Origin of the sequence: Campylobacter concisus, from assembly GCF_003048615.2 — a bacterium.
Lineage (GTDB): Bacteria > Campylobacterota > Campylobacteria > Campylobacterales > Campylobacteraceae > Campylobacter_A > Campylobacter_A concisus_C.
The window spans coordinates 1,874,669-1,899,654 of sequence record NZ_CP049263.1; the positions used below are offsets into that span (position 1 = coordinate 1,874,669).

27 protein-coding genes, 5 tRNA genes and 1 pseudogene are annotated in these 24,986 nt (G+C 38.3%); 16 read left to right on the forward strand and 17 right to left on the reverse strand.

Going from position 1 to position 24,986, the window contains the following annotated elements; translation table 11 throughout:
- Window positions 1-10: 10 nt before the first annotated feature.
- Genes CVS89_RS09380 through CVS89_RS09390 form a run of 3 tightly spaced genes read left to right on the forward strand, consistent with a single transcriptional unit; the run spans window position 11 to window position 2,341 of the window.
- Window positions 11-169: a hypothetical protein gene (locus CVS89_RS09380; RefSeq protein WP_002941615.1), complete on the forward strand. Its 159-nt coding sequence runs from the start codon at window positions 11-13 to the stop codon at window positions 167-169.
- 47 nt (window positions 170-216) lie between these two features.
- Window positions 217-1,296 carry a GGDEF domain-containing protein gene (locus CVS89_RS09385; protein WP_223229347.1) on the forward strand — a complete coding sequence of 360 codons (1,080 nt, stop codon included), beginning with the start codon at window positions 217-219 and terminating at the stop codon, window positions 1,294-1,296.
- The gene (locus tag CVS89_RS09390; protein ID WP_103571350.1) at window positions 1,289-2,341 is read left to right on the forward strand and encodes a GGDEF domain-containing protein; all 1,053 of its coding nucleotides are present in this window, start codon (window positions 1,289-1,291) and stop codon (window positions 2,339-2,341) included. Before CVS89_RS09385 ends, CVS89_RS09390 begins: the two co-directional genes overlap by 8 nt.
- Window positions 2,342-2,366: 25 nt before the next feature.
- Here CVS89_RS09390 and CVS89_RS09395 read toward each other — a convergent pair whose 3' ends face one another.
- The 3 genes from CVS89_RS09395 to CVS89_RS09405 are packed head-to-tail and all read right to left on the reverse strand — an operon-like array spanning window position 2,367 to window position 5,196.
- Window positions 2,367-3,650 carry a TRAP transporter large permease gene (locus tag CVS89_RS09395; protein ID WP_107847961.1) on the reverse strand — a complete coding sequence of 428 codons (1,284 nt, stop codon included), beginning with the start codon at window positions 3,648-3,650 and terminating at the stop codon, window positions 2,367-2,369.
- An 11-nt stretch (window positions 3,651-3,661) separates the two neighbouring features.
- Window positions 3,662-4,204 carry a TRAP transporter small permease gene (locus CVS89_RS09400; RefSeq protein ID WP_021084026.1) on the reverse strand — a complete coding sequence of 181 codons (543 nt, stop codon included), beginning with the start codon at window positions 4,202-4,204 and terminating at the stop codon, window positions 3,662-3,664.
- On the reverse strand, window positions 4,204-5,196 hold the full coding sequence (locus CVS89_RS09405; RefSeq protein WP_107847962.1) for a DctP family TRAP transporter solute-binding subunit: 993 nt from the start codon (window positions 5,194-5,196) through the stop codon (window positions 4,204-4,206). The genes CVS89_RS09400 and CVS89_RS09405 overlap by 1 nt, the downstream gene beginning before the upstream one ends.
- A 469-nt stretch (window positions 5,197-5,665) precedes the next feature.
- On the opposite strand from CVS89_RS09405, the gene sodB reads away from it, so the two are divergent.
- Window positions 5,666-6,283, forward strand: coding sequence for a superoxide dismutase [Fe] (gene sodB / locus CVS89_RS09410; RefSeq protein ID WP_107847963.1), 618 nt, complete (start codon window positions 5,666-5,668; stop codon window positions 6,281-6,283).
- Window positions 6,284-7,106: 823 nt separating this feature from the next.
- On the opposite strand, the gene CVS89_RS09415 is transcribed toward sodB, so the two are convergent.
- A complete protein-coding gene (locus tag CVS89_RS09415; protein ID WP_107847964.1) occupies window positions 7,107-8,273 on the reverse strand; it encodes a MalY/PatB family protein in 1,167 nt (388 codons plus the stop codon).
- Between the two features lie 88 nt (window positions 8,274-8,361).
- On the opposite strand from CVS89_RS09415, the gene CVS89_RS09420 reads away from it, so the two are divergent.
- Both CVS89_RS09420 and tpx read left to right on the forward strand, forming a co-directional pair.
- The gene (locus CVS89_RS09420) at window positions 8,362-8,817 is read left to right on the forward strand and encodes a DIP1984 family protein (protein ID WP_107847965.1); all 456 of its coding nucleotides are present in this window, start codon (window positions 8,362-8,364) and stop codon (window positions 8,815-8,817) included.
- Window positions 8,818-9,085: 268 nt separating this feature from the next.
- Window positions 9,086-9,616 carry a thiol peroxidase gene (gene tpx / locus CVS89_RS09425; protein ID WP_107847966.1) on the forward strand — a complete coding sequence of 177 codons (531 nt, stop codon included), beginning with the start codon at window positions 9,086-9,088 and terminating at the stop codon, window positions 9,614-9,616.
- A 6-nt stretch (window positions 9,617-9,622) separates the two neighbouring features.
- Here the strand turns inward: tpx and CVS89_RS09430 are convergent, their stop codons facing one another.
- From CVS89_RS09430 to CVS89_RS09455, 6 genes are all read right to left on the reverse strand, one after another.
- A complete protein-coding gene (locus CVS89_RS09430; RefSeq protein WP_196376812.1) occupies window positions 9,623-10,111 on the reverse strand; it encodes a hypothetical protein in 489 nt (162 codons plus the stop codon).
- Between the two features lie 246 nt (window positions 10,112-10,357).
- Window positions 10,358-10,447, reverse strand: a tRNA-Ser gene (locus tag CVS89_RS09435).
- 57 nt (window positions 10,448-10,504) lie between these two features.
- Window positions 10,505-10,660, reverse strand: coding sequence for a hypothetical protein (locus tag CVS89_RS09440; RefSeq protein WP_002942983.1), 156 nt, complete (start codon window positions 10,658-10,660; stop codon window positions 10,505-10,507).
- 31 nt (window positions 10,661-10,691) lie between these two features.
- A tRNA-Cys gene (locus CVS89_RS09445) sits at window positions 10,692-10,765 on the reverse strand.
- A 7-nt stretch (window positions 10,766-10,772) separates the two neighbouring features.
- Window positions 10,773-10,859, reverse strand: a tRNA-Leu gene (locus CVS89_RS09450).
- Window positions 10,860-10,868: 9 nt separating this feature from the next.
- A tRNA-Gly gene (locus CVS89_RS09455) sits at window positions 10,869-10,943 on the reverse strand.
- A 103-nt stretch (window positions 10,944-11,046) separates the two neighbouring features.
- Here CVS89_RS09455 and CVS89_RS09460 point away from each other — a divergent pair.
- From CVS89_RS09460 to CVS89_RS09490, 7 genes are all read left to right on the forward strand, one after another.
- A tRNA-Ala gene (locus tag CVS89_RS09460) sits at window positions 11,047-11,122 on the forward strand.
- Window positions 11,123-11,223: 101 nt separating this feature from the next.
- Entirely contained in the window at window positions 11,224-11,961 is a 738-nt protein-coding gene (locus CVS89_RS09465) for a phosphotransferase (protein WP_107848045.1), read from the forward strand.
- Between the two features lie 83 nt (window positions 11,962-12,044).
- Entirely contained in the window at window positions 12,045-13,169 is a 1,125-nt protein-coding gene (locus CVS89_RS09470; RefSeq protein ID WP_107847967.1) for a PepSY-associated TM helix domain-containing protein, read from the forward strand.
- A gap of 71 nt (window positions 13,170-13,240) precedes the next feature.
- Window positions 13,241-14,263: a ribonucleotide-diphosphate reductase subunit beta gene (locus CVS89_RS09475; protein WP_009494790.1), complete on the forward strand. Its 1,023-nt coding sequence runs from the start codon at window positions 13,241-13,243 to the stop codon at window positions 14,261-14,263.
- Entirely contained in the window at window positions 14,253-14,741 is a 489-nt protein-coding gene (locus CVS89_RS09480) for a hypothetical protein (RefSeq protein ID WP_107847968.1), read from the forward strand. The genes CVS89_RS09475 and CVS89_RS09480 overlap by 11 nt, the downstream gene beginning before the upstream one ends.
- On the forward strand, window positions 14,742-15,509 hold the full coding sequence (locus CVS89_RS09485; protein WP_107847969.1) for a carbon-nitrogen hydrolase family protein: 768 nt from the start codon (window positions 14,742-14,744) through the stop codon (window positions 15,507-15,509). It abuts the gene before it with no gap.
- Window positions 15,510-15,569: 60 nt separating this feature from the next.
- On the forward strand, window positions 15,570-16,202 hold the full coding sequence (locus CVS89_RS09490) for a protein-L-isoaspartate(D-aspartate) O-methyltransferase (RefSeq protein ID WP_107847970.1): 633 nt from the start codon (window positions 15,570-15,572) through the stop codon (window positions 16,200-16,202).
- A 17-nt stretch (window positions 16,203-16,219) separates the two neighbouring features.
- Here CVS89_RS09490 and CVS89_RS09495 read toward each other — a convergent pair whose 3' ends face one another.
- Both CVS89_RS09495 and CVS89_RS09500 read right to left on the reverse strand, forming a co-directional pair.
- Complete coding sequence (locus CVS89_RS09495; RefSeq protein WP_107847971.1) at window positions 16,220-16,702, reverse strand: hypothetical protein; 483 nt, start codon at window positions 16,700-16,702, stop codon at window positions 16,220-16,222.
- A 133-nt stretch (window positions 16,703-16,835) separates the two neighbouring features.
- Window positions 16,836-17,420, reverse strand: a complete 585-nt coding sequence (locus CVS89_RS09500; protein ID WP_107847972.1) for a hypothetical protein — start codon at window positions 17,418-17,420, stop codon at window positions 16,836-16,838.
- Window positions 17,421-17,589: 169 nt separating this feature from the next.
- Here CVS89_RS09500 and CVS89_RS09505 point away from each other — a divergent pair, with 169 nt between their 5' ends.
- On the forward strand, window positions 17,590-17,808 hold the full coding sequence (locus CVS89_RS09505; protein ID WP_012140605.1) for a hypothetical protein: 219 nt from the start codon (window positions 17,590-17,592) through the stop codon (window positions 17,806-17,808).
- A 23-nt stretch (window positions 17,809-17,831) separates the two neighbouring features.
- Here the strand turns inward: CVS89_RS09505 and CVS89_RS09510 are convergent, their stop codons facing one another.
- The 5 genes from CVS89_RS09510 to CVS89_RS09530 form a co-directional block, all read right to left on the reverse strand.
- Window positions 17,832-18,215, reverse strand: coding sequence for a hypothetical protein (locus tag CVS89_RS09510; RefSeq protein ID WP_107847973.1), 384 nt, complete (start codon window positions 18,213-18,215; stop codon window positions 17,832-17,834).
- A gap of 105 nt (window positions 18,216-18,320) precedes the next feature.
- On the reverse strand, window positions 18,321-18,905 hold the full coding sequence (locus tag CVS89_RS09515) for an outer membrane beta-barrel protein (protein WP_232523975.1): 585 nt from the start codon (window positions 18,903-18,905) through the stop codon (window positions 18,321-18,323).
- 206 nt (window positions 18,906-19,111) lie between these two features.
- Entirely contained in the window at window positions 19,112-20,686 is a 1,575-nt protein-coding gene (gene recJ / locus CVS89_RS09520) for a single-stranded-DNA-specific exonuclease RecJ (RefSeq protein WP_107847974.1), read from the reverse strand.
- A gap of 312 nt (window positions 20,687-20,998) precedes the next feature.
- On the reverse strand, window positions 20,999-21,607 hold the full coding sequence (locus CVS89_RS09525; protein WP_107847975.1) for an outer membrane beta-barrel protein: 609 nt from the start codon (window positions 21,605-21,607) through the stop codon (window positions 20,999-21,001).
- Between the two features lie 162 nt (window positions 21,608-21,769).
- Window positions 21,770-23,404: a CTP synthase gene (locus CVS89_RS09530; protein WP_107847976.1), complete on the reverse strand. Its 1,635-nt coding sequence runs from the start codon at window positions 23,402-23,404 to the stop codon at window positions 21,770-21,772.
- Window positions 23,405-23,948: 544 nt separating this feature from the next.
- Between CVS89_RS09530 and CVS89_RS09535 the strand changes: the two genes are divergently transcribed.
- Both CVS89_RS09535 and CVS89_RS09540 read left to right on the forward strand, forming a co-directional pair.
- Window positions 23,949-24,752 carry a hypothetical protein gene (locus CVS89_RS09535; RefSeq protein WP_107847977.1) on the forward strand — a complete coding sequence of 268 codons (804 nt, stop codon included), beginning with the start codon at window positions 23,949-23,951 and terminating at the stop codon, window positions 24,750-24,752.
- 66 nt (window positions 24,753-24,818) lie between these two features.
- Window positions 24,819-24,986, forward strand: a pseudogene (locus CVS89_RS09540) (DUF4492 domain-containing protein); the annotation flags it as partial.

Below are 24,986 nucleotides of genomic sequence, written 5' to 3' on the forward strand. Positions count from 1 at the left end.
GGAGAGAAAAATGAGTGATGATTTTGACTACGAAGAGGTAGAAGAAGACTACTCTGAATTTAACGACGAGGATGAGGATAGTAGCGATAGCTATGACTATAACTACGACGAAAATGACTACAACTATGAAGATAGCGATGAGGATGAGGATAGTTACGACTCGTATTAAAATGATCTAAATTAAATTTAATGGAATAAATTTACAGGAGTTTTGTTTTGACACAAGATTTTATAGAACAAGGTAGTTATAAAGCGATAGATAATATCTATAAAACGATATTAAATGCAATGATCGCTGTAAATGTAGCATCTTTGGTAATTTTTGCAATAGCAAGCTCGCCAATAATTCTTGCTTGTCTGCTATTTGCAGCAGTAGGTGTGGCACTTAGGGCAAAATTTGACATAAAACAAAGGGTGCTAATATCTATTGTATTTCACTTAAATATAATTTTGCTCGTAGTTGCTGGGGTTATAAGCATAGGTTGGAATAGTGGAATTTGGATATCGCTTGTTGGAGTGATCTTCATAAACTATTTCTTAGCTTTTGACTCAAAAAGTCTTACTTATATTGTTGCTGCTTTTGAGTTAGCCTTGCTTATACTTCTTTATTTTATATATAAAGATATACTACCTACAACTCCTAGTGTAACGCAAATTGCCACAACTATTGGAAGTATAGTATTTGCCTTTTATATTGTTTTAAAACTTTCTATTTTTGCTGATGTTATCACATCTAGTGGATATCAACAAATAAGAAAAGAGACAGAAGAGCTAGAAAAAGACTCGAAGCACGACTTTTTAACAGGTCTTTTAAATAGGCGAACTATCGAAAGAACACTTAAATACGAACTAAAAGCAACCAAAGAACGAAACAGTAATACAAACTTAGTAATAATGCTAGGAGATATTGATAACTTCAAAAAGATAAATGATACCTATGGGCACGATTGGGGTGACAAGGTTTTAAAAGATGTCGCTAACGCTTTAAAAAAATCTTTCAGAAATGAAGACTATGTCTGCCGCTGGGGTGGTGAAGAATTTTTAGTCATCTTGCCTGATACAAAGATAGATTTTATACATGAAGTGAGCAAAAGACTTAAAAAACAAATAAACAATGCAAAACTTCCAGATAAAACTCCAGTTACTATGACATTTGGCATGCTTATATGCGCAAATGGTGTTGAAGTTGGTTTTGAAGAAGCAGTAAATTTAGTAGATAAATTGCTTTATAACGGAAAACAAAACGGCAAAGATCGTATCGAGCTAGAAATTTTAAGAAAGGGCACAAATGCGTAAAATTTCACTATATTCGGCTTTGAAGATTATTCTTTGTGCAGTCTTTTCTATCCATGCTTTTTATCTTTGCATATTTTCATTAATGGGCGAAGAAATTTTAGCAGTTACAAATGTATTCTCAGTGGCAATCTATTTTTTTCTTGTAAGGCTCATTTGCGATAGCTCTGAAAATAGTAAACTTGTAATGGTTATACTTCAGTTAGAAATTTTATTTCACACATTGGTTTGTATTTTAACGCTTGGCTGGGGATATGGTTTTGAACTTCTATTTTTGGCGACTTCATTGATATTATTTTTTACTTCACTTAGTTACAGAACCTTTAACTACATAATAATTGTAATCCAAATACTTTTACTAATAGCTTGTTATTGGTATCTAGAGGGTCAACCTATAAGATATTTTGATAAGTTTAAAGATATACTTTTCATTTTTAACTTAAGCATGGTTTGTATATTTTCAGTCATTATCTCATACCTTTTAGAAAGTTCAAATTTATTTATATTTTTAAGCATTTTGGAAGAAAAAGAAATGGCTAAAAATATCCTAAATCACGATCCGCTAACCGGTCTTTTAAATCGCGCTTCGATGCAGCAAATTTTAAACCAAAAAGAACTTTATGAAAATAGAGATTTTGCAATCGTGATGTGTGATATAGACAATTTTAAAAAAATAAACGATACCTATGGCCACGGTGCAGGAGATGCTGTTTTAAAAAGTTTATCAGGCATATTTAAAAGCACCTTTAGAGATGAAGATAGGGTGGCTAGATTTGGTGGCGAAGAATTTTTAGCTGTTGTTACAGGTATCAAAAAAGATGCTGCTGTAAACGTAGTAGAGCGTGTAAGAGAGACTCTTAATAAAAACATAGTTGAGTTTGAAAATATAAAAATAAATGCAACTATGACATTTGGAGTTGTTGCGCATGATGGCACAGGTGAGTTTAGCTTAGAAAAGATGATCAAGCAAGCTGACGAGCTACTTTATGTAGGTAAGCGAAATGGTAAAAATATCGTTATGAGTGCGGATTACGATCCAAAAGGATAAATTTAGAGGCAAGAGCCTCTAAATTTTAATGTCCATACATTATGTTTGGTAGCCAAAGTGAAATTTGCGGTATATAAGTAACCAAGATAAGGCCAAAGAACAAGGTTAGCGTCCATGGCAAGCACGCCATTATGACCTCTTTTAAGTTCATATTTGTAAGACCGCTTGCGACAAATAAATTTAGTCCAACAGGCGGGGTCACCATACCTATCTCCATATTTACAACCAAGATGATACCAAAGTGAATAGGATCGACGCCAAGTTGCGTAGCTATCGGAAGCAAGAGTGGCACCATGATCATGATAACGCTTGAAGGCTCCATAAACTGACCCATGATAAAGAGCAAGATATTTACAAATATCAAGAACCCTATCATGCCGATATTTGCATCAAGTATCATCGAAGCGATCGCTTGAGGGATTTGCTCACTAGTTAGCAAATATGCAAAAACAACGGCATTTGCGATGATGAAAAATATCATAGCTGTTGTAAGGGCTGAGTCTAGGCAGATATCCCAAAGATCTCTTATCTTTATATCTCTATATATGAAAAGTGAGATAAATAGCGCATAGACCGCACTTGCTGCAGCAGCTTCAGTCGGAGTGAAAATGCCTCCATAGATTCCGCCAATAACCACAACGACGATTAGCAAAGCCCAAAAAGCTTTTGCAAATTTCTGCACTCTTACTTTAAGTGGCTCAGCCTTAGTCGCTTTAAATCCAAGTTTTTTTGCTCCAACATAAGTTTGAACTAACATAAAAGCTCCAAGCATAAGACCAGGCATGACGCCCGCCATAAAGAGCTTGCCGATACTAACCTCAGCAGTTACGCCATAAACTATCATAACAACTGAAGGTGGGATCAAAATTCCAAGCGAGCCAGCCGTAGTTATGCCGCCCACTGCGTACTCTTTTGGATAGCCAGCCTCTTTTATCGCTGCAAACATAATTGAGCCAATAGCCACAACCGTCGCAGGCGAGCTTCCAGAGACGGCTGCAAAGATGATGCAGGCAAATATCGCACTCATAGGCAAGCCACCTGGCAAGTGTCCGACCATAGACTTTGCAAAGTCGATGATACGTCTTGCTGAGCCGCCTTTGCTTAGTAAATTTCCGGCCAAGATAAACATCGGTATCGCCATTAGCGAAAATTTATTGATACCATCAAAAATTAGCTGTGGGATCGTAGCGATGTCGATATCTGTAAAAAATATCATCGTTAAAACGGTGCTTGTACCTAGCGAAACCGCGACTGGCACGCCTATTAGCATCAGTGCAAAAAGTAGGATAAATAAAAATGCTATTGTCATCTTTTTTCTCCTTAGTCTTTGACTACGCTACCATGAGCTAGCTCGTGCGCTTCGTTGCTTACGACCTTTGCTGCAGGAGTTAGAGCTACTTTGATAGCTTTTTCAGCCGAGCGGTAGCTAGCTGTGACAAAGGCTATTGGAAGCACTAGCATAGGAACCCATTGAGGTATGCCAAGGTCTATTATCATCTGCTCGATCTCGTGTAAAATTTTAAGATAATCCACCGAATAAACCGCGATAAATATCAAAAAGACAGTTGTTAAGATGTGCGAAAAGAGCAGGCACGCTTTCGCAAGCGCTGGTGGAAATTTCTCCACCAAGATAGTTACGCTCACGTGGATGCCCTTGTTAAAGCCATACGCTGCGGCAAAAAACGCCGACCAAATGAAGAGGTAGTTTGATAGCTCGCTCGCCCATGACCAGCTTTTGTCGAAAAAGTATCTGGCCACGACGTTGGCAAAGGCTAGTAGCGTTCCACTAGCTAGCCCTAAAACGGCGATAGTCTTATTGAGCGAGACTATCAATATATCAAGAGCGTTAATGAAATTTTTCATTATTTTGTCTCGATTGTTTTTTCTATAAGCTCTTTGCCGATGACGTCGTAAAATTTAGGATAGATAGCCTGCATAGTCTTCTCCCACTCAGCTTTTTGTGCATCATCGATCTTGAAAATTTCTAGCTTTTTAGTCTCTGCTATATATTTTTCAAGCTCGGCTATAACGTGAGCGTCCTCTTTAGCTGTCTCTTCTCTCTCGTAAGCTGTAGCCTCGCTTAGAGCTTGTTTTACATTTGCTTTTAGATCATCTGGTAGTTTGTTCCAAAATTTATCACTCATAATGACTAGATAGCCTAGATATCCGTGGTGTGAAAGTGTAAGCGAGCTTTGAACCTCGTGAAATTTAGAGTTATAGAAATTTGATAGTGGGTTTTCAGTCGCATCAACTACGCCTTGTTGAAGCGCAGAATAAACCTCTGAAAATGGCAGAACTTGCGGGTTGCCACCGATCGCTTTGATCTGCTCTTCAAGCACTTTTGAGCTTTGGATTCTAAATTTTTGTCCTTTTGCATCTTCTGGAACAAGGATCGGTTTTTTGCTTGAGCTAAAGTGCTTAAATCCAGCATCCCAGTAATCAAGCGCTACAAAGCCCTTCTTAGTCACAAGGCCTTTTAGCTCCTCGCCAACTGCGCCATCTTGAACCTTGTGAAGGTGATCTGCATCTTTAAAGATGAAAGGCAGGTCAAATAGCTGAAACTGCGGCACGATAGGTGTAAATTTTGAAAAACTTGGAGCTGCCATTTGAACGTTGCCAAGTTTTAACGCGCCAAAAACTCTGTCATCATCAAGAAGCTGTGCTGATGGGAAGACTTGAACTTTTATCTTGCCGCCACTTAGCTCTTCAGCACGCTTTGCAAAAAAGTCAGCTGCCTTACCCTTTGGCGTAGAAGCTGCGACAACGTGAGCAAATTTGATCGTATAGACCTTATCAGCACCAAATGCTAAGCCACTGATGGCACATGTAAAAAGTAAAGCTTGTAAGAATTTCATCTTTCATCCTTTGTAATAGTTTTGATAGGTGCATTATAAATTTCAAAAATAAAAATTTAGAAATTTTGTTTCATAAATTCACATATCTTTATTTTTATATGTGTATTTTTGTAACATTTTTGACCAGAAATAGATAGTTTTTGCTTTGTAAATTTAACGTAAAAATTTATTTATCATTTTTATAGTCTATTTTTGTTACGTTTCTACACATATTTTTATATTATTTTTTACATTTAGATAAATTTAAATTTACTTTTCTTGCTTTTGCAAAGCCAAATTTGCTCTTTTAGGATATAAATTTTCACTCTTTAACCATAAATTTTTAAAGTAAATTCACTCATCTTTTAAAAATAAAAAAATTAGCTTTTATAAAAACGCCCTATTTTTGGCTTAAATTTTAAAAGATTTTGTTTGTTAATCTTTTGTGGCTATAATGCGAAATAACAAATTTTATTATTAAGGAATTATTATGTTTGAACTAAGAAAACTTCCGTTTGACGCAAACAACAACGCAGTAGTAAGTGCTAAAACCTGTGAATACCACTACGGCAAGCACCACGCAACCTATGTTGCAAATTTAAACAATCTCATAAAAGATACAAAATTTGCTAACGCTTCATTTTACGAGATCCTAAGAAATAGCGAAGGCGGCCTTTACAACAACGTCGCTCAAGTTTATAACCACGACTTTTACTGGGACTGCATCACTAAAAAAAGCGAGATGTCAAGCGAGCTAAAAGCTGCGATCGAGGCAAATTTCGCAAATTTTAAAGAGGAGTTTTTAAAGGCAGCTACAACACTTTTTGGCTCAGGCTGGGCGTGGCTTGTATTTGACCCAAGCAGCAAAAAACTAGAGATCGTGCAAACTAGCAACGCAAAAACTCCAGTGAGCGACGGCAAAGTGCCACTTCTAGTCGTTGATGTTTGGGAGCACGCTTACTACATCGACAACTTCAACGCTCGCCCAAAATACCTAGAGACATTTTATGAGAACATAAACTGGGAATTTGTAAGCAAAGCTTACGAGTGGGCGCTAAAAGAGGGCCTTGGCTCAGTTGAGTTTTACACAAAAGAGCTACATAAATAATATCTGGCGGGACTTTCCCGCCTTTAAATTTCTGCTTTTTTTCAAATTTAAAATCATCAAAATTCTCAGCAAACTCACTTTTTGAAAGATAATGCGAGTTTAAACGGTTCAAATTCTCGTTTTACCAAGTGAGTTTTCTTAAATTTAAAGCTGGCGCAAGATATCTTACTTTCAAATTTCTATTTTTCAAATTTGAGTTGCTAAATTTAGCAAGCAATAGGCGCGATGACTATAGCTTTGAAATAACATAAAATACTCGTTTTAGCGACCGCCCTATTTTGATGCGGTGGCTTTCACTTTAAATTTAGCGCTATAAAAAGAAACCAAAACAACTATCACGCCTTTAAATTTAAAACCACCCTGATACTCAAAATGATCGCGGTATTTACTGCTTTGAAAATACATCTAAGCATTCGCATTTAGCAGCTTTTTTGCTTTAAATTTAACGCAAATCAGAACCAACGGCAACTATCTCGCTCTTAAATTTCTCTATTTCAAATTTAAACTGCTAATTTACGATCCAAAGCTACTTAAAACTTCATAGCAACTCCCAGACGCGATCAAGACACTCTTGCTGGCACTTTAGCGCATGCTAGCGAAATAATAAAATAGCAAAAAATGGCTTTACCACCTGCCCTATTGCGACCAAGTAACTCCATGCTTAAATTTAAAGCTACCAAAAACTAGCATAAGCTATCTCGCCTTTAAATTTATGAGTAATACTCACTTTGATATTTAAGAAATGGGAGCAGTATTTGTTACTTCAAAAGCTATTTTGTATCAAGCAAGGGCGGCTTAAATTTCAAAGCCACCCAGCCAAAATTTATCTCTTTGAAGTGTATAAATTTATCCCATTTTGCAAGCGTTTTAGCCCTTCAAGCACCCTTTCGCGCTGCGTTGCGATATTCATACGAAGGAAAAATCTATCTCCTCTGTAAGCGTTACCGTCATTTAGCCAAAGTCCAGCTTTGTCGCGCAAGAAATTCATAAATTCGCTCGAATCCTCGCAAAACGCACTGCAGTCAAGCCACAAAAGATAGGTCGCACTCGATGGCAAGAGCTTCACTGGTAAGCCTTGCTCTTTTATGAAGTTTGCAACGACCTTTTTGTTTTCAAAAAGATACTCTCTAAGCTCATCAAGCCACGCTTCACCCTCGTTAAATGCAGCAATAGCGGCGATGATCGCAAAGGCATTTGCCTCGCCGACCTCATCGTAGTTTATCGCCGCGTTCATCTTCGCTCTGATGTGCTCGTTTGGCGTGAGGACGGCTGAGCTTTGTAGTCCTGCTATATTAAAGGCCTTTGTTGGCGAGATACACGTGATGGAGTTGTTTTTGCACTCCTCACTCACGCTGATAAATGGCACGTAGCTGGCACCAGGATCAGTTATGTCGCAGTGAATTTCATCGCTGATAACCAAGACATCGTGCTTATAGCAAAGCTCGCCTATCTTTTTAAGCGTCTCTTTGTCCCAAATTTTGCCTATTGGATTGTGAGGATTACATAGAAGCATCATTGTAGTTAGCGGTTGAGCTAGCTTTGCCTCTAGGTCGTCAAAATCGATCTCGTAAGAGCCATTTTTATAGACGAGGTCGTTTGATAAAATTTCACGTCCGTTGTTTTTGATGCAGTTAAAAAATACGTGATAGACAGGCGCTTGCACTAAAATTTGATCTCCTGGGCTGCTAAATCTCCTAATGGCAGTTGAGATGGCCGGTATGACGCCAGTGCAAAAGCACATCCACTCGTTCTCGAAGCTCACGTTGTGACGTCTTTGCCACCAGCTCTTTATCGCCTCATTCCACTCTTTTGGGATGAAAGAGTAGCCAAAGACGCCGTTATCAAGGCGCTTTTGCAAGACGCTTAAGATCTCAGGTGCGGCCTTAAAGTCCATATCTGCAACCCACATCGGCAAAACATCGCTCTTCATACGCCATTTTGATGAGTTTGTGCCTTCTCTGCTTACTAATGTGTCAAAATCGTACTTCATAGCTTTTCCTTAAATAAAATTTTAAATCAATTATAACCCAAAAGATACTAAGATGATTTAAAAATTTAATACTAAAAAAGGAAAAATGATGAAACTAGCTCAGGCTCTCATACTAAGATCTGACACGCAAAAGCGCATCGAACAGCTAAAAGTTAGGCTACTTAGCAACGCAAAAACGCAGGAGAATGAAAGTCCAAGCGAGGATCCAGAGCTGCTTTTAAAGGAGCTTGACAAGCTAACAAGCGAGCTTTTTACGCTCATTTGCTCTATAAATTTAACAAACTCAAGTGCTAAATTTGATGGCATGAGCCTCACTGAGATGATCGCTAAAAAGGATGCTTTGGTGCTAAAAGCAAACGTACTTAGGGAGTTTGCCACGAGTGCTAGTCAAAAGGTCGATCTCTACTCAAACAGCGAGATCAAAATTTTAAGCACGGTCGATGTGAGCGCACTTCAAAAGCAAGTAGATGCGATTTCAAAAGAGATCAGAGAGCTTGAGATGAAGCTTCAGGAAGCAAACTGGTCGGTTGATCTAGTAGAGTAAAATTTATGGTAAAAATTTAGCCAAAAGCGAGTAAAAACCATACATTGGCGGCTTGCGAAGACCAGGCAAAAGCTTAAATTTAGTCTTAGCAATCTTACAAATGCAAATTTAAAAAGCACTTTTACTACCACTTACTGGTTTGGCTATATTTTGGGTGGGTTTGGGGAAAATTAAGGCATAAATTTGCTGCCTTATCAATAAAAATTATTATTTAAGTATTTACTCTGCTAAGCTAATATCATGAAAATTTATTTTAATAAGGAAAATCATGGCAACTACAAAATTTAAAGGTAGTGAGGTAAATTTAAGCGGAAATGAGCTATTTGTCGGCTCTTATGCGCCTGAAGCCAGAGTCGTAGCGCAAGATCTTAGCGAATTTAGTGTGGGCGGAAATAATGGCATAGAGGTGCTTGTCTGCTTACCATCACTTGATACTGGTGTTTGCGCGGCAGAAGCACGTAAATTTAACGAGAAAGTAGCTGGAAAACATGGCGTAAAACTTAGCATCATCTCAAACGACCTGCCATTTGCGATGGGGAGATTTTGCACGACTGAAGGCATAGCAAACCTGCGCGTGGGAAGCGACTTTAGATACGGCGAATTTGCCCAAAACTACGGTATGCTGATGAGTGATGGGGCGCTAAAAGGCTTGCTTGCAAGAGCGGTCTTTGTCATCAAAGATGGTGTCATCATCCACAAACAAATCGTCCCTGAAGTGACCCAGGAGCCAAACTACGACGTAGTTTTTGACGCGATAAAACAAAGCGGCGGATGTGGTTGTGGCTGCGGCTGCCATTAAAATTTACTATGCAAAGAGCCCAGCTATGATGGCAAAGAGCTGACTGCCAGTCACCACTAGCTCGCCAACCTCTTTTACATCTCTTAAAACTGGCCTTATAGAGGCTAGTTTTAGGCTTGATTTTTCTTTTATTTCTTCATTTTTCGGTGGCAGATCTTGCGTGATGCTTGCGTATTTTTTGATAACATCTACCACCTGTTTTATCTCATCTGGCAAATTTTCATCCAAATTTTTAGGCAGCGAGATGTATAAATTTTCACGGCTTCTAGTCAGTAAGACGTAAATTTTTCTATAAAAAAGCGCCCTTTCATTTTTATATATGGTCTGCAAAAATGGCAAAAAGTTGTGGATGATGACATTTTGCGCTTCAAGGCCTTTAATAGACTGCATCGTCAAAACCTCTACATTTTTACCCTCTGGCAAGACGCTCTCTTTTATAGCGCTCACTGAGATCTTGCTATTACTTAAAACAACACTTGTTTCGCCATTTGGCAAGGCACATTTATTGCCTTTTGCTCTTTAGTGTCAAGGTAACTTTTGTATATTTTCATCTAAGCGTTAAATTTACTTTGTTCTCACACTTTTTTGAGATTAAAATTCTGCTATTTTTAGCTTTTCCAAGAACACAGTTTTTGCCACAATTTAACATGGATCATGTTTATATTAAGTTATGTTGAGTCCAGATTCTAAAAATTAAAAATAAAAATGATTGAAAAATAAAAAGTGATTTGAAATTTGAAGTGGCCGGGAGATAGGGATTCGAACCCCAGGAGGCTTTCACACCTCAACGGTTTTCAAGACCGCCGCTTTCGACCGCTCAGCCATCTCCCGATTAAAGATTTGTGATTATAGCCAACTTTGCTTAAAATTTGCTATAACCACTTTGAATTATTCTGTTTTTTCTTTGACGTAACTAGCGCCGTCATTGATCTTCTCTTTAGTCCATTCTTTGGCGTTGTGGGTATCTTCTTTTACGCCGTGCCAAGTGTTTGAACAACCTACTGCAAAAAATGCCATACATACTATTAAAAGCAATTTTTTCATCGTTATCCCTTTATGTAGTTATTTTTGAAGTTGGAGGCGACACCCGGATTCGAACCGGGGATCAAAGCTTTGCAGGCTCATGCCTTACCACTTGGCCATGTCGCCGTTTTGGTGGTGCCCGAGACCGGACTTGAACCGGTACGGTAAAAACTACCGAGGGATTTTAAGTCCCTTGCGTCTACCATTCCGCCACTCGGGCAAAATTTAATGGAGCGGGAAACGAGATTCGAACTCGCGACCCCAACCTTGGCAAGGTTGTGCTCTACCCCTGAGCTATTCCCGCATTAAAGGTTGCAATGTTACCCAAAAGTTGCTTAAAAATTTATTTTATAAAAACGACTTTCAAAAAAATGTAAGCCATAAAAAGATAAAATACCAAATCTTTTGGGGTTATAGCTCAGCTGGGAGAGCGCTTGAATGGCATTCAAGAGGTCGGCGGTTCGATCCCGCTTAACTCCACCATGATTTTACTCTCTTTTTTTGCTCACAAATTTTTTCATTTTTCACAAAATTTTACGTCAAATATATGTAAAAATTTAGAATTCTTTCGCTACATTTACAACATGCAAAATTTAAAACAATATGTAAATGAAATCTTAAAAAACCACCATGATGAGCGTGTATTTAGCTTTGAATTTGATGGGCAAAAATTTTGGTTAAAACGCATTGAAAAGAGCATCGAAGGCAGCTTTTTAACTAAAATTTTTAAACCAAACCCTTATAGGTCATTTGCTGCTGAGATAAAAAAGCTTGAAATTTTAAACGAAGCAAATGCTCCTGCGCCAAAACTAGTGCTAAAAAGTGATGAATTTTTCGTTATAGAAGATGTTGGCGAGCCAGTTGCTAGACTATTTAAATATAGTACCGATGAAAATTTTAAGCATGAAATTTTGCTAAAAGCAGCCCGCGCATTAGCTGGACTTCACGCACTAAATTTCGCGCACGGACGCCCAGCACTTAGGGATATCGCCATAAAAAATGGCGAGATAAATTTTCTTGATTTTGAGTCAAAATTTTTTAGCGATGATCTAGAGCTTAGGAAGTGCCGTGATCTGCTAGTTTTCATCCACGAGCTCTACCGACAAAAAATTTCAAACGAGCTTGTAAAAGAGGCGATCGATGAGTACATTAAGGCTAATGGCAGCGAAATTTACGAGCACTCTTTGCGCTTAATAGTGAAATTTAAACCACTTTACTACCTGCTAAGACCGTTTAAATTTTTAGACAAAAAAGATCTAAATGCGGCTATTTCAACATTTGAGCTACTTTTGCCAGCCACAAAATCCAAAATCACTTCTTGATAACTAAAAAATAATCTTCTAAATTTTATCTCTGCTTAACAAAAAATAAATTAATATTCGTTATTAAAATTAAAAGGAGATATATGCTTTTCAAGCGTAACAAAATCATTTTCAACATCCACCTAATAATCGGTCTAATCGCGACTATACCGCTGCTTATCATGACACTTGCAGCGCCATTTGCCTCTTATAGAGAGGAGATCAAATCTGCGATAAATGAAAAATATATAAATTTAGCGCCTAGCGAAAAGCCAAATTTAAGCTTAAGCGAGATCCTCGCCAAAGCAAAAAACGAGATCAAATTTGACACGCTTGAAAACGTGCAAATCAGCGGCGAAAACAAAGCTTATAGTATCAGTGTCACTAAAGACAAAAAGCCATTAAATTTCTTCATCGATCCACGTAGCGGCGAGGTGATCAGCGAAGACTTGGGCGAGAAAACTCGCATGATAATACTAAGCCTACATAGAAATTTAGGCCTTGCCCTGCTTGATAGCAAAGTCCCAGCCAACATCGGCAAGCAAATAGTCGCCATTAGCTCCATCATCATGGCGCTTCTTGCCATCAGCGGACTCATCCTCTACGCACCAGCGATCAAGCGAAATTTACTAAATTCACTAAAGATCAAAACAAACGCAAAGGGCTACGCCTGCTTTTACAGCCTCCACACGAGCCTTGGCACCTACGTGGCGATACTGCTTGTCGTGATGTCGCTAACTGGCCTTTACTGGTCTTATGGCTGGGTCAGAAATAGCGTAAATAGCGTATTTTTCGAGCTAAAACCAAGCCAAGCGCAAAGGGCAATGCCTCAAAGAAATTTAATCCCAATAAGCGACGAGAAATTTAAAGAGATCGAGACTGCGGAGCAAATTTTTAAAGACAATGTCACGCTAGAGCTAAAATCACTCACGATAAACGTGCCTGAAAACAACCAAAGCACCTACACCATAAACTACGAAACTAGCGAGAGCCAAGTGGGCAAACTAAAGCTTGACGCGAGCGCTGGCAAGATCAAAGAAAACAAGCTTGTTAGCAAGGCTGATAGCATCCCAGAGGCTAAAAAAGCAGGCCGCAAGGTGCTTAGCCTGCACACTGGAGAGATGTTTGGCGAGGTCGGTCAGATCGTCTTTGCTATCTCTTGCGTGATCGCAGTTTTACTAATAATAACTGGCTTTTTGATGACCATAAAAAGGAGCAAAGCCGTCTAAATAAAAGTAAATTTTTACCTTGCTTTGGGTAAGATTTTAAGAAATTTTTACCACAAACAAGAGAGAAATTTATGAACAGAAAACGCATCTACAACCCAAGTTCAAATGAAAATTTGACCGACAGAAGAGTCTTTAACGGCAACCCACACGGCATTTTAAATTTCACCAAGGCAAAATACGAGTGGGCGTTAAAGCTTTGGGACCTCATGGAGGCAAACACATGGTTTCCAAAAGAGGTCGATACAACAGACGACGTGCGCGACTACGCCTACAACCTCACAGAGGCTGAAAAACGCATGTACGACCTTGTCTGGAGTCAGCTCATCTCGATGGATAGCTTCCAGACAAACAACCTAGCCGACAACATCAACCCTTACATCACCGCGCCAGAGATCAACGCCGTGCTAAGCCGCCAAGCCTACGAAGAGGCAAACCACAGCAAGTCTTACGCTGTCATGGTCGAGGCTATCTGTGACAACACCGACCTCATCTACGAGATGGAGAAGCACGACGATGTCTTACGCGAGAAAAACGACTACATCTCAAGCGTTTATGAGGAGCTTGCAGGTGAAGTGACTGATGAGAAGCTACTTCTAGCGATGGTTGCGAACCAAATTTTAGAGGGCATCTACTTTTACAGCGGCTTTACAGCGATCTACGCTCTAGCTCGCGCTGGCAAGATGCTAGGCTCAGCACAGATGATCCGCTTCATCCAACGCGACGAGATCACGCACCTGCTTTTGTTTCAAAACATGATAAATTCAGTCCGCAAAGAGAGGCCTGATCTTTTCACACCTGAGACTGAGGCAAAAATTTATGATATGTTTGAAAAAGCTGGAAATTTAGAGATCAAATGGGGCAAATACATCACCCAAAACCAAATAATGGGCTTTACAGATGATATCATCGAGCAATACATCCACTATCTCATCGACCAACGTCTAGTTGCGATCGGCCTAAAACGCAAATACAATGTCGCTCATCCGATCAAATGGGTCGATGACTTTGCTAAATTTAACGACCAAAAGTCAAATTTCTTTGAGGCAAAGGTGACAAACTACAGCAAGGGAAGTATCAGCTTTGATGACTTTTAAAAATGGCATATTAGCCCTTGCCTGCGTGCTTTTTGTGGGGTGTGCGAGTAGTAGTCAAAGGATAATTGATCAAGCAAATAAAAATAATCTCGAAAATTTCTACGCCTACAAACTTGTCAAGATAAAAGAGACAAGCCAAGCGGAGGTCTATCAAGAGATGCCAAACGGCGAAATTTCACCAAGTTTCGCGCCACTAGGATCCGTTCTGGGAAATGACGTGATGCTTGGCATAAACAAGCAGTGTGGCTTTGAAGCAAAAGACCTAAAAGAGGTAAGAGTAGTTTCACATGATGAGGCTAGAGGTCTAGGCTTTGAGGTCTGGGTCTTTAATGATCCACTCTCACAGCGCGATGATAAGATCACAGCTATAAGCGTTATTTTAAAAGCTACACCAAACATCGGTGGCACGGATATAAACTGCAAAATTCCAAAAAACTGCCATGATGAAAAGCCTATGACATTTATATTTGGAAAATAAATGAGCGAAAATTTAAACCTAATAAGCCTAACTTTAAAGGCAAAAAATGCTACCGATCGACTAGAAGAGCTTGCAAATTTAGTTGAGGCTGCACCTGAAAACTCTATCCTACTTGCAAGCGAGCTTTGCATAAGCGGCTATGACTTTGACGGCTTTTTTGCTGGGGCAAATAAAGCGATGCTTGGTGGCATGATAGGCAGCTTTGATGCGATGCTGCTTGAGCGCTTACAAGAGGCGCTTAGCCCAGATAAATTTCTTGGTTTTACGCACCTTAGTAGCCTAAACAAAAGCGCAGGGCTCGCTCAAATTTCAAATCTAAATCCGCACCAACCAAAAATTTATAACGAATTTTTACTTCTTAACTCAAACAACGTCTTTCATTCGCAGTTTAAGGCTGAGCTTTTTAGGCCAAATTTAGAGCACGAGATCTTTGCGGCTGGCGAGGTGAGCGATATAAATGCATTTATATTTAAAGGGCTAAAGCTTGGCGTGCTAATATGCTTTGAGCTGCGTGATAGCAGGCTTTGGGCAAAGCTAAGAGGATGTGACATCATCATGGTGCCAGCCATGTGGGGCAAGGCCAGAGAAGAAGCCTACCTTAGCCTTTGCAAGGCGCTTGCGATCGCAAATAACTGCTACGTCATGATCTCAAGCTCGCTTGATCTTGAGCTCGCTGGGGTCTTTTTGCCAGATGGCACGCTAGAAGCAAGCGCAGTTTTTGACGCAAATTTGATCACGCAGATAAAGAAAAATTTAGGGCTTTTATAAATTTTAAGATAAGCTTTAAATCGTATAATAACGATTTAAAATTTGTTTAGGATAGAAATTTTGACCCAATTAGAAGCGATAAAATGCCAAAATTTAGCTAGCGACATAGCCGATGAGATCACACTAAGTCCGCTTTTGTTTGACGCGATATCAACAACCGAGCGTGAAATTTTCGTGCCCATCCCTGCACATGCTTACAAGCTTGACGCGCAGCCGATACTTGGCAACCAATGGATCAGCTCGCCGCTAACTGTTGCTAAGATGACGATGGCGCTAGAGTGCGAAAATGTGGATAACATCCTAGAAATAGGCTGTGGCAGCGGCTATCAAGCAGCGATACTAAGCAAGCTCGCGCATAGAATTTTTAGCGTCGAGCGCATAGAAAAGCTAGCCATGGAGGCCAAAAAACGCTTTGAGACGCTAAAGATCAAAAACGTACATGTAAGATATGATGATGGCAACAACGGCTGGCGAAGCTACGCGCCGTTTGATAGGATTTTACTCTCGGCTGCTGCTGATGAGATCTCGCCAAATTTGTTTAGCCAGCTAAAAAATGGCGGCATCTTGGTCGCTCCGATAAAAAAAGACGGCAAGCAGTTTATCGCTAAATTTAGAAAAGACGAGAGCGGAAATTTAGAAAAAGAGTTTTTAGACGAGTGCCTTTTTGTGCCACTTCTTGAGGGCAGAGAGTAGAGGCTTTACCTCTACAACTACCACCTAACCAGCCACTCGCCGCTAGGGTACTGCGTAAATATAAGATCATCAAATTTTGTAGTTTCTTCGCCATCTGCTGTGATAAATGTAACGCTAAAGCTAAATGCGTTTTTGGCGATAAATTTCACATTTTCTATGCTCAAGATATCGACGTTATCGCTACAAGTGCCACTAACCCTTTTAAAATGGCTATCATCTCTTCGTAGCGCAGGTGCCCCTGTGCCTGCTTCCATAAATTTATCATTTTTATTAGCCTTATAGCATGCCATATTTGCTAAAAATTCCTGCATCCTAGGCTTTGCGCTGTCAAATTTCGCTTGATACTCCTTTGGCACCTTAACGCCCAAAATAGCGCCTGGCACCGTCTGACCAACTAAATTTCTACTTTTTGTTAGCGTTGGCTCGCTTTTTGGTTCGCAAAAGGCAAAGCTACCAAAAACGGCACAGAGCACAATGACAAGAAGCGATTTGGTTTTCATTTTTCTCCTTTTTAAATAAGAGCCATTCTACCTCGCGTCACTTAAAGGTTGCTTGGATAGGTTAAAATTTTAACAAATCATCTACGTGAGTAAAAGATGGCAAAGCCTAAGCCTTGCCTTGAATTAGAATTTATTAGAATTTATAAGTATATCCTGTGTAAATTCCCACGGTTGTATCCCTTAGCTGAGCGCCACTATTTTTCTTATAAAATGTCTTATCAGCTTTTAGACCAAACTCAAGCGCGTTGTGAGCGTCAAATGAGTAGATACCGCCAGCTTTTGCGCCAACTAGCAAGCCTTTGAAATTTTTCTTGCTAGTTTCGTTTTCAAAGCTTTGTCTAACACTTAGATAACCAAGACCAGCATAACCGCCAAGCACAGCTTTAAAGTTTTCAGTGATGTTTGGTGTGTAGTCAGCGCCTGCTAAAAGCTTATGTTTGCTCCATTTTGCGTCTGCTTCGCCAGCATTTTTTCTAGCTTTAAAGTCATAGTAGTAGCCACCATACGCTCTATAGCTGTCAAAATCATAACCGCCATAAAAGCCAAGTCCGTAGTGACCTTTGTTGAAGTTATTTTTTTCACTTTTTGCGATATTTTTAGTTTTGATCTTTGAGTTGAACGAATAATCGCCCTCGCCACCGACAAATGCACCTTGCGCAAGTGCAGCTGAACTAAGTAAAGCTAAAACCAAGCTTGATTTTACAAGTAAATTTTTCATACTTCTCCTTTAAAAATTTTCGTGATTTTACTATTACGCGTTTAATCTATATGAAATTTAAATTTAACAAAGCCCTATTTTTCGCTCTTTTCAGCCTTTAAAATTTAAATTTATTTATATTTACTATTAAATTTTAAAATTAGAAGAAATTTTCATCAAAGGAGAGAAAATGGCACTAGATAAAGAGCTAGTAAATTTCGGTGAAGAGCATGAGCTAAATGCGATCCTTTCAAAATTTGGCAAATCACAAAGCCAAAAAAATAGAGCAACTCTAGGCGAGCTTGGCAAAAAATGCAAGGAAAAACTTGCTAAAAGAGTGCTAACTCAAGACGAATTTGGTGAGTTTGTAAAAGCTCACTTAAAAGAGCTTGAAGACAAAAAAGCTTAAATTTCTGGGGGAGACCCCAGAATTTACTTGCAATCCTCTCTTGTCAAATTTATCACAGTAAAGTTCTTGCAGTTCTCGTAGTTGTATATCCACGAAGCTTTATCGATAAGAGGATTTTTACTACTACAAAAGTCCTCTTTTAGCATTTCAGTCTGCATCTTTTTAAACTCATCTATCTGCTCTTTAGTAAATTTATTAAATTTAATATCCTCGCTATCATTTATAACAAACGTGGTTTTTAGGGTCTCATTTTCACATGTAGCACCCATTATTACGCTATTTTCATCGACTCTTGTGGGAGCTGGCTCATCGATCATACTTACAACAGCTTTAATAAATGCATTATCACAATCAACTGCAAACGTAGCCGTTAAGAGCATAAATAAAGACAATATTATTTTATTCATTTTGTGTCCTTTTTGTAAAGTATATTAAATTTAATGGTAAAAATACTAGAGATAAATTTGCGCCCAAACTAGGACGCAAATTTCTTAAGGAGGGAATGTTTAATATTAAAATTTATAAGTGTAGCCTACGTAAAGACCGATGTTGCTCTCTCTAACTTTAACTTCTTCAATTTTTCTATAAAAAGTATAGTCAGCCTTAACACCAGCCTCTAAAATATTGTTTTGATCAAGCAGGTACTCAGCACCGAATTTTGTGCCCAACACAAAACCAGTTGAGTGTTGTGCACTATCTGAATTATCTACTTTAAATTTTATTCTTGAAACGCCAGTATAAGCACCTGCTACAAGCTTAACATCGCTAGTAATACTTGGAGTATAGTCAGCACCTACTAGAAAGCTGTGTTTATTCCACTTAATTGTATATTTTTCACCATCATCTTCTAACTCTTTTTTAGTCTGAAAATTATAAAAATAAGCACCATAAGCTCTGAAGCTGTCAAAATCATAACCAGCTTTTACACCGCTGTTAAATTGACCTTTTCTAAGTCTTGCTCCATCGTTAGCCTCAGATAACTTTACATTTGACGCAAAAGAGTATCCGCCCTCGTAACCAATAAATGCTCCCTCTGCCATAGCAAATGAGCAAACCGCACATGCAATCATGCTAGCTTTCAAAAATGAACTTTTCATTTTCAATCCTTTAAAAATATAATGTAAATGTAATTTTACGGATTTTTATTTAAAATATTATTAATTTATAATATTAAATAAGCATTGATAAATTTACTTTGTTTATAAAGTTCGTATTTTAGGGATTTATAAAGGTAAATTTATAAAATTTTTAATTATTAAAAAGTAACACCTAGTCGTTAAATTTCAAACGACTAGGCAAAATGCTATAAAATTTCTCTTATGAGAAGCTGTGGCGTAACAAGACCGCGGAACGAATTTTTAGATACGCAAAAGATGATATCTATCATTTCGCCTACTCTAACGTGCCTTGTGAAGTTGAAAAATAGCGCCTCAAGCGTTTTGTTATCTTTTTGCAAGATAAGTTTTAAGTGGTTTTGATCCCTACCTATGAGCCTTTCATTTTTTACGACAGCGTTTTCTATCTTAAAGACTGGGCGCGGATTTTTCTGTCCATACGGCTCATAAAATTCCAAAATTTCAAGTAGCTCAAAGTCGATCTCGCTTGGCATTATGTCGCCAAGTAGCTCATCTGAGCTTTTGCACTCTTGCATATTTAGGCATGAGCAGCTTTTATTTATCGCCTCTTTAAATTTTTTCAAATTTTCAGGCGCGAGTGTCAGTCCAGCTGCACCTTTGTGACCGCCGTAGCTTGTTAGCAGATCTTCGTGGCTTGCGATGAGTGATAAGATATCAAGCTTGCCAACGCTTCTAGCACTGCCTTTTGCGCGACCTTTATCGATGCTAAAGACGATAGCTGGCTTTGCAAAGTGCTTTGCAAGGCGGCTAGCCACGATGCCTATCACGCCTTCATGCCACTGCTCTCCCCAAGTGATGATGACCTCATCGTCCTCTTTTACGTCCTTTAGTGAGCACTCAAAGAGTTGGCGCTCCTCCTCTTTTCTGGAGTTGTTAAACTCAATGATCGTATCAAGGTAGTTGTAAGCCTCTTCGATGCTCTTTGCACGCAAGAAGTTAAATGAATTCATCGCATCGTCCATGCGTCCGGCTGAATTTATAAGAGGCGCTATAAGAAAGCTAATATCATCGCACTCAAATTTATCCTTGCCGTAAAACTCTTTTATGACGCAAAATGCCGAGCGCTTCGAGGCATTTAACTTGCAAATACCCATGCGAACAAGCATCCTGTTCATATCTCTTAGCTCCATCATATCAGCTATTATCGCGATGGCTAAAAGCTCTAAAAACTTGCTCATATCGTAGTTTAGCTTGCAAACATCCTTTAGCGCTCCAACCAAATACCAAGCCACTTCAGCACCGCAAATTTCGATATTTGGAAAGTTGCAGTCCTCTTGTTTTGGATTGATTATGGCGTAGGCTTCAGGCAGAACGGTTGGTGGCATGTGGTGATCTGTGATGATGAGATCGATGCCTTTTTCTTTACAGATGCTAGCTGCCTCATTGGCTGAGATGCCGTTATCGACGGTGATTATTAGACTTACATCGCTTGCCAGCTCGTCGATGATCTCAGGGTTTAAGCCATATCCGTCCTTAAAACGGTTTGGGATCTTTACTAGGTAGTTTTTTACGCCAAGATCATCAAAAAACTCGGCTAAAATCACACTTGAAACCACGCCATCAACGTCATAATCGCCAACAATAGCGATGTGTTCGTTTCTCTCGATCGCTTCTTTGATGCGATTAGCGCCTTTGTAGATATCCTTTAGAGCGCTTGGCGTTGGAATTTCACTAAGTTTTTTGTGTATGTCGTTACAAAATCTACGTGCTAGTAAATTCCTAATATCCTCTTTAGTTAACATAGCTTTGGCAAGGACTTTTTGACGCCCTGCCAACTTTTACTAATGCTATTTGCTCACTTAAATTTACGCCCAAACTGCCAAAAATTTGGCAACAAAAATGCTTTTTTTTCATCGTAATCTTTCGTCTTTATTTTGAATGCTTTGATTATATCTTTTTGAAATTTAATTTCTTATAATTTTCATTGAAAGTAAGATTTTTAGGGCAAAAAACTTTTGTTAAATTGATACTCTTTATAAATTAGCCATTGTAAATTTGAGGTAAAAAACGAGAGAAATTTTAAGTAAAAATAAGGGGTCATAAGACCCCAAAAATTAAAATTTATATGTGTAGCCTAGATAAGCGCCGATATCCGTTGATTTAAGATTATCAAGATCTTCATCAGTGCTATACCAAGATCTATCTGCTTTTATACCAAATTCAAGTGCATTATTTTTATCAAAGCTATACTCTGCACCAAGTCTTGTGCCAACTAGCCAACCAGCCTTTGTTGTATCATAAGTCGCTTTAAGTGTATTTGTATAAAGTCTTGCTTTAAAATTTACAACTGAAATACCAGTATATAAGCCTGCTATTAACTTAAAGTTATCTGTTATAGCTGGAGTATAATCACCACCTACTACAAATTTATGTGTTGTCCATTTTATACTAACATCGTGTTTTACGCCATTATCAGTATAGTTAAAGTTATCTTTTGCCTCTGTATGATAGAAGTATCCACCATAAACTCTAGCTACGTCAAAGTCATAACCGCCTTTGATGCCAAGATTTGGTCTATTATCCTTAAAACTAAGACCATCATTGTCTTTTAGCTTTGAGCTAAAATCATAGCCGCCCTCAACTCCGACAAATCCACCTTGTGCTAAAGCAAATGAGCCAGCAAGTGAAAGTGCTAAAACACTTTTTAAAACGCAATTTTTCATTTTTTCTCCTTTATAAATGATTGCGTAAGCATTGTATGTTTAGCAAGATTAAAAAATACTTAAATGATTTAAATTTTATCAATAATACGTTTACTTTTATTTTTAATATAAATTTGAGAGAAATTTAAAGAGAAAATTTGGCAAAAAAGCTTGCCAAATTTATCATTTTACGTGATTAGCTAAGCTTGCTTTTATAAAGCCTAGTATCACAGGATTTGGTCTAGTTAAGCGGCTAGTAAATTCAGGGTGACACTGCACGCCTACAAACCACGGATGGCCTTTTAGCTCGATCGCCTCTACTAGTCCGTCGCTTTCGCCACTTACTATTAGACCAGCCTTTTCAAAGACATCTTTGTATTTTGGATTTGCCTCGTAGCGGTGGCGGTGGCGCTCTTTTACACTCTTTGCGTTGCCATAAATTTCAGCCAAAAGTGTCTTTGGCTTGATGTCGCAGTTATAAGCACCTAGCCTCATAGTGCCGCCAAGTGGGCTTGTGTGCGTTCTTATTTGCTTTTTGCCGTGGGCATCGATGAAGCTATCTATTAGATAGATGATAGGATTTTTGCACTCTTTGTTAAATTCCATAGAATTTGCATCCTCTAAGCCCAAAACATCCCTTGCAAACTCGATTAGTGCCAGCTGCATACCAAGGCAAATTCCAAGATATGGGATCTTATTTTCACGAGCAAATTTTATGGCTTGCATCTTGCCTAAAACGCCTCTTTCGCCAAAGCCACCAGCTACTAAGATACCATCCACATCTTTTAAAAGCTCATTTACATTACTCTCTTCTATCTTTTCGCTATCTATCCAGCGTAAATTTACCCTAGCGTCCAAATTTGCTCCAGCGTGGATGATGCCCTCGGTTAGGCTCTTATAGCTCTCTTTTAGATCGATATATTTGCCTACAAAGGCGATTGTTGTTTCGTTTGTTGGAGCGATGATCCTTTTTACTAGACTATCCCAGTTTGCCATGTCTGGTTTTAGCTCGCCAAAGCCTAAATTTTCAGCGATCGGCGTTAATATATCTTGCTTTAAAAATGAAAGTGGGATTTGATAGATACTTGCACTATCTAAGCTCTCTATGACGCAGTTTTTTTCAACACCACAGCTTGCTGCGATCTTATCTTTTAGCTCGCGGTTTAGTGGCATTTCAGATCTGCAGATGATGATATCTGGGGTTATGCCGATGCGTCTTAGCTCGCCTACGCTGTGCTGAGTTGGCTTTGTTTTTAGTTCACCAGCTACTTTGATAAATGGCACGAGTGTTAGGTGGATATTTAGCGCTCTTTTTTTACCAACTTCTACTCTTAGCGCCCTTATCGCCTCTAAAAATGGTAGTCCCTCGATGTCGCCAACAGTTCCGCCTATCTCAACAATGAGTACATCTTTGCCTTCGCCTGCTTTTTTGATACGATCAACGATCTCGCCAACGATGTGAGGGATCACTTGGATAGTCTTTCCAAGGTAGTCGCCACGGCGCTCTTTTTCGATAACCGAGCTATAAACTCTGCCTGTTGTGAAGTTATTATCCTGACTTAGGCTCTCATCTAAAAATCTCTCGTAGTGACCAAGGTCTAGGTCTGTTTCAGCGCCATCATCTGTGACGAAGACTTCGCCGTGTTCTAGCGGGCTCATCGTGCCTGGATCTACGTTGATATATGGGTCAGCTTTTAAAACGCTCACCTTTAAGCCAGAATTTTTAAGTAATGTCGCGATAGACGCAGCTGCGATGCCTTTTCCAAGTGAGCTTAAAACGCCGCCTGTGATAAAAATATACTTCGTCTCTTTTGCCATCAAATTTCCTTAACTTTAGTTATTTTTTAATCTGCCGATTATACCCCTTAAATATTTAGTAAGGCATTAATCGTGCAATTTTTAAAAATTATTCTTTAAGTTTTTTTGTTATAGACTTCGACATCATGATTAAAAAATATTTAAAAACTTCATCTCTTTATATAAAGATTATATATTTTCAAGACATATACCATCTTAATATACAAGAGAGTTTTTAAAAGATAATAAAAATTGGCCGTTATGATAGAGGATAAAAGGCTTTTCTAAAATTTGATTACTATATGTAATTAATATTGCTTCTAGTGGCAACAAATCTATGAAGTAAAATTTAGAGCCACCAAAGCTTGTGTGCTATATAACTAAAGTTAGTTACACAAGTATTTAGCGTTGTTTTTAAGCAATAGTAAAAGCTTAAAGGATATGCGGTAAGATTATCCGAACAGGATCTAACAAATATGATTTGTTTTATCTGCCTTTTATAGTAATTAGCAGTAAAATCTATCAGCTATTAGAAACAAGAGGCAAGTAATGAGTTAGGAAAGTAATGAAAGATATTAACTTTTTAAATCTCAAATGTGACAATAGTACAGCAAAAAAACAAAAGGTTCGTAGTAAAGAGCAAATTTATACAATTAGGCTCTTACCACATGCTATCGACGAAGGAACAAACTATGCTTTTGATAGGTCGATAAAAAGACATAAGTTGCCAAATGGTAGCGAAGTTGTTTGCAGTGGCCTTGACTGTCCATATTGTGCTGATGGTATAAAATCATATATTACAAACTATATAGTGGTAGATCTACTTAACTCTACCAGCGACTTCCCTAACGGGGTTTATGTTTTAGTATATGATTCTAACTTTGCTATGAAATTAAGTCGCTTTAAAAAGGCTGTTAGGGAGCAATACAATATAGACATATCATCTCTTTATGACGATGGTTGTTTTTTTAACGTTAATGTCTTTAAAGGCAATAGTGCCAGAGTTAATTATGAGTTTTCTGTCTATACAAAGGGTAGATATAGTAAGGACATTAGTAGCGAGAGCGATATAATAAACTTTGTTAATTCAGAAAATATGCCTGAGCTTGATAAATTTATAAATAAAGAGAATTTAGAGTCAGAAAAGAAAGATGAGAGCTATTTTGACAGTATTGTCTCAGCTTTTACTGAAAGGGTCATCGGAGACGAATTTGGTGATTTTAGTAAAAACGCAGGGCAATCAATTATAGATGTCTTTAAGCCAATATCAAAAGACGATGGCAATATATTCACAGAAACTGTTGACAAAAGTGCAACTACATCAGATTTTGATGAATTTATTTCAGATTTTGATAATATTTTGCAATAGCAATATTTTGTGAAGGCAAATGAGAAAATTTAATACTACTTCAAAAATAGAGTTTTTTATGGGTGGTTTAAAAATATGAGATTAAGAAAAAAATTATTGTTGCTTATAGCGATAAAGCTTATTATTATGTTTGGGGTTTTAAAGCTCTTTTTCTTTAATGAGACTCTTAATACCAAATTTCAAACTGACGAAGAAAAAAGCGAATTTGTAATTCGTAATTTAATAAAGGAATAA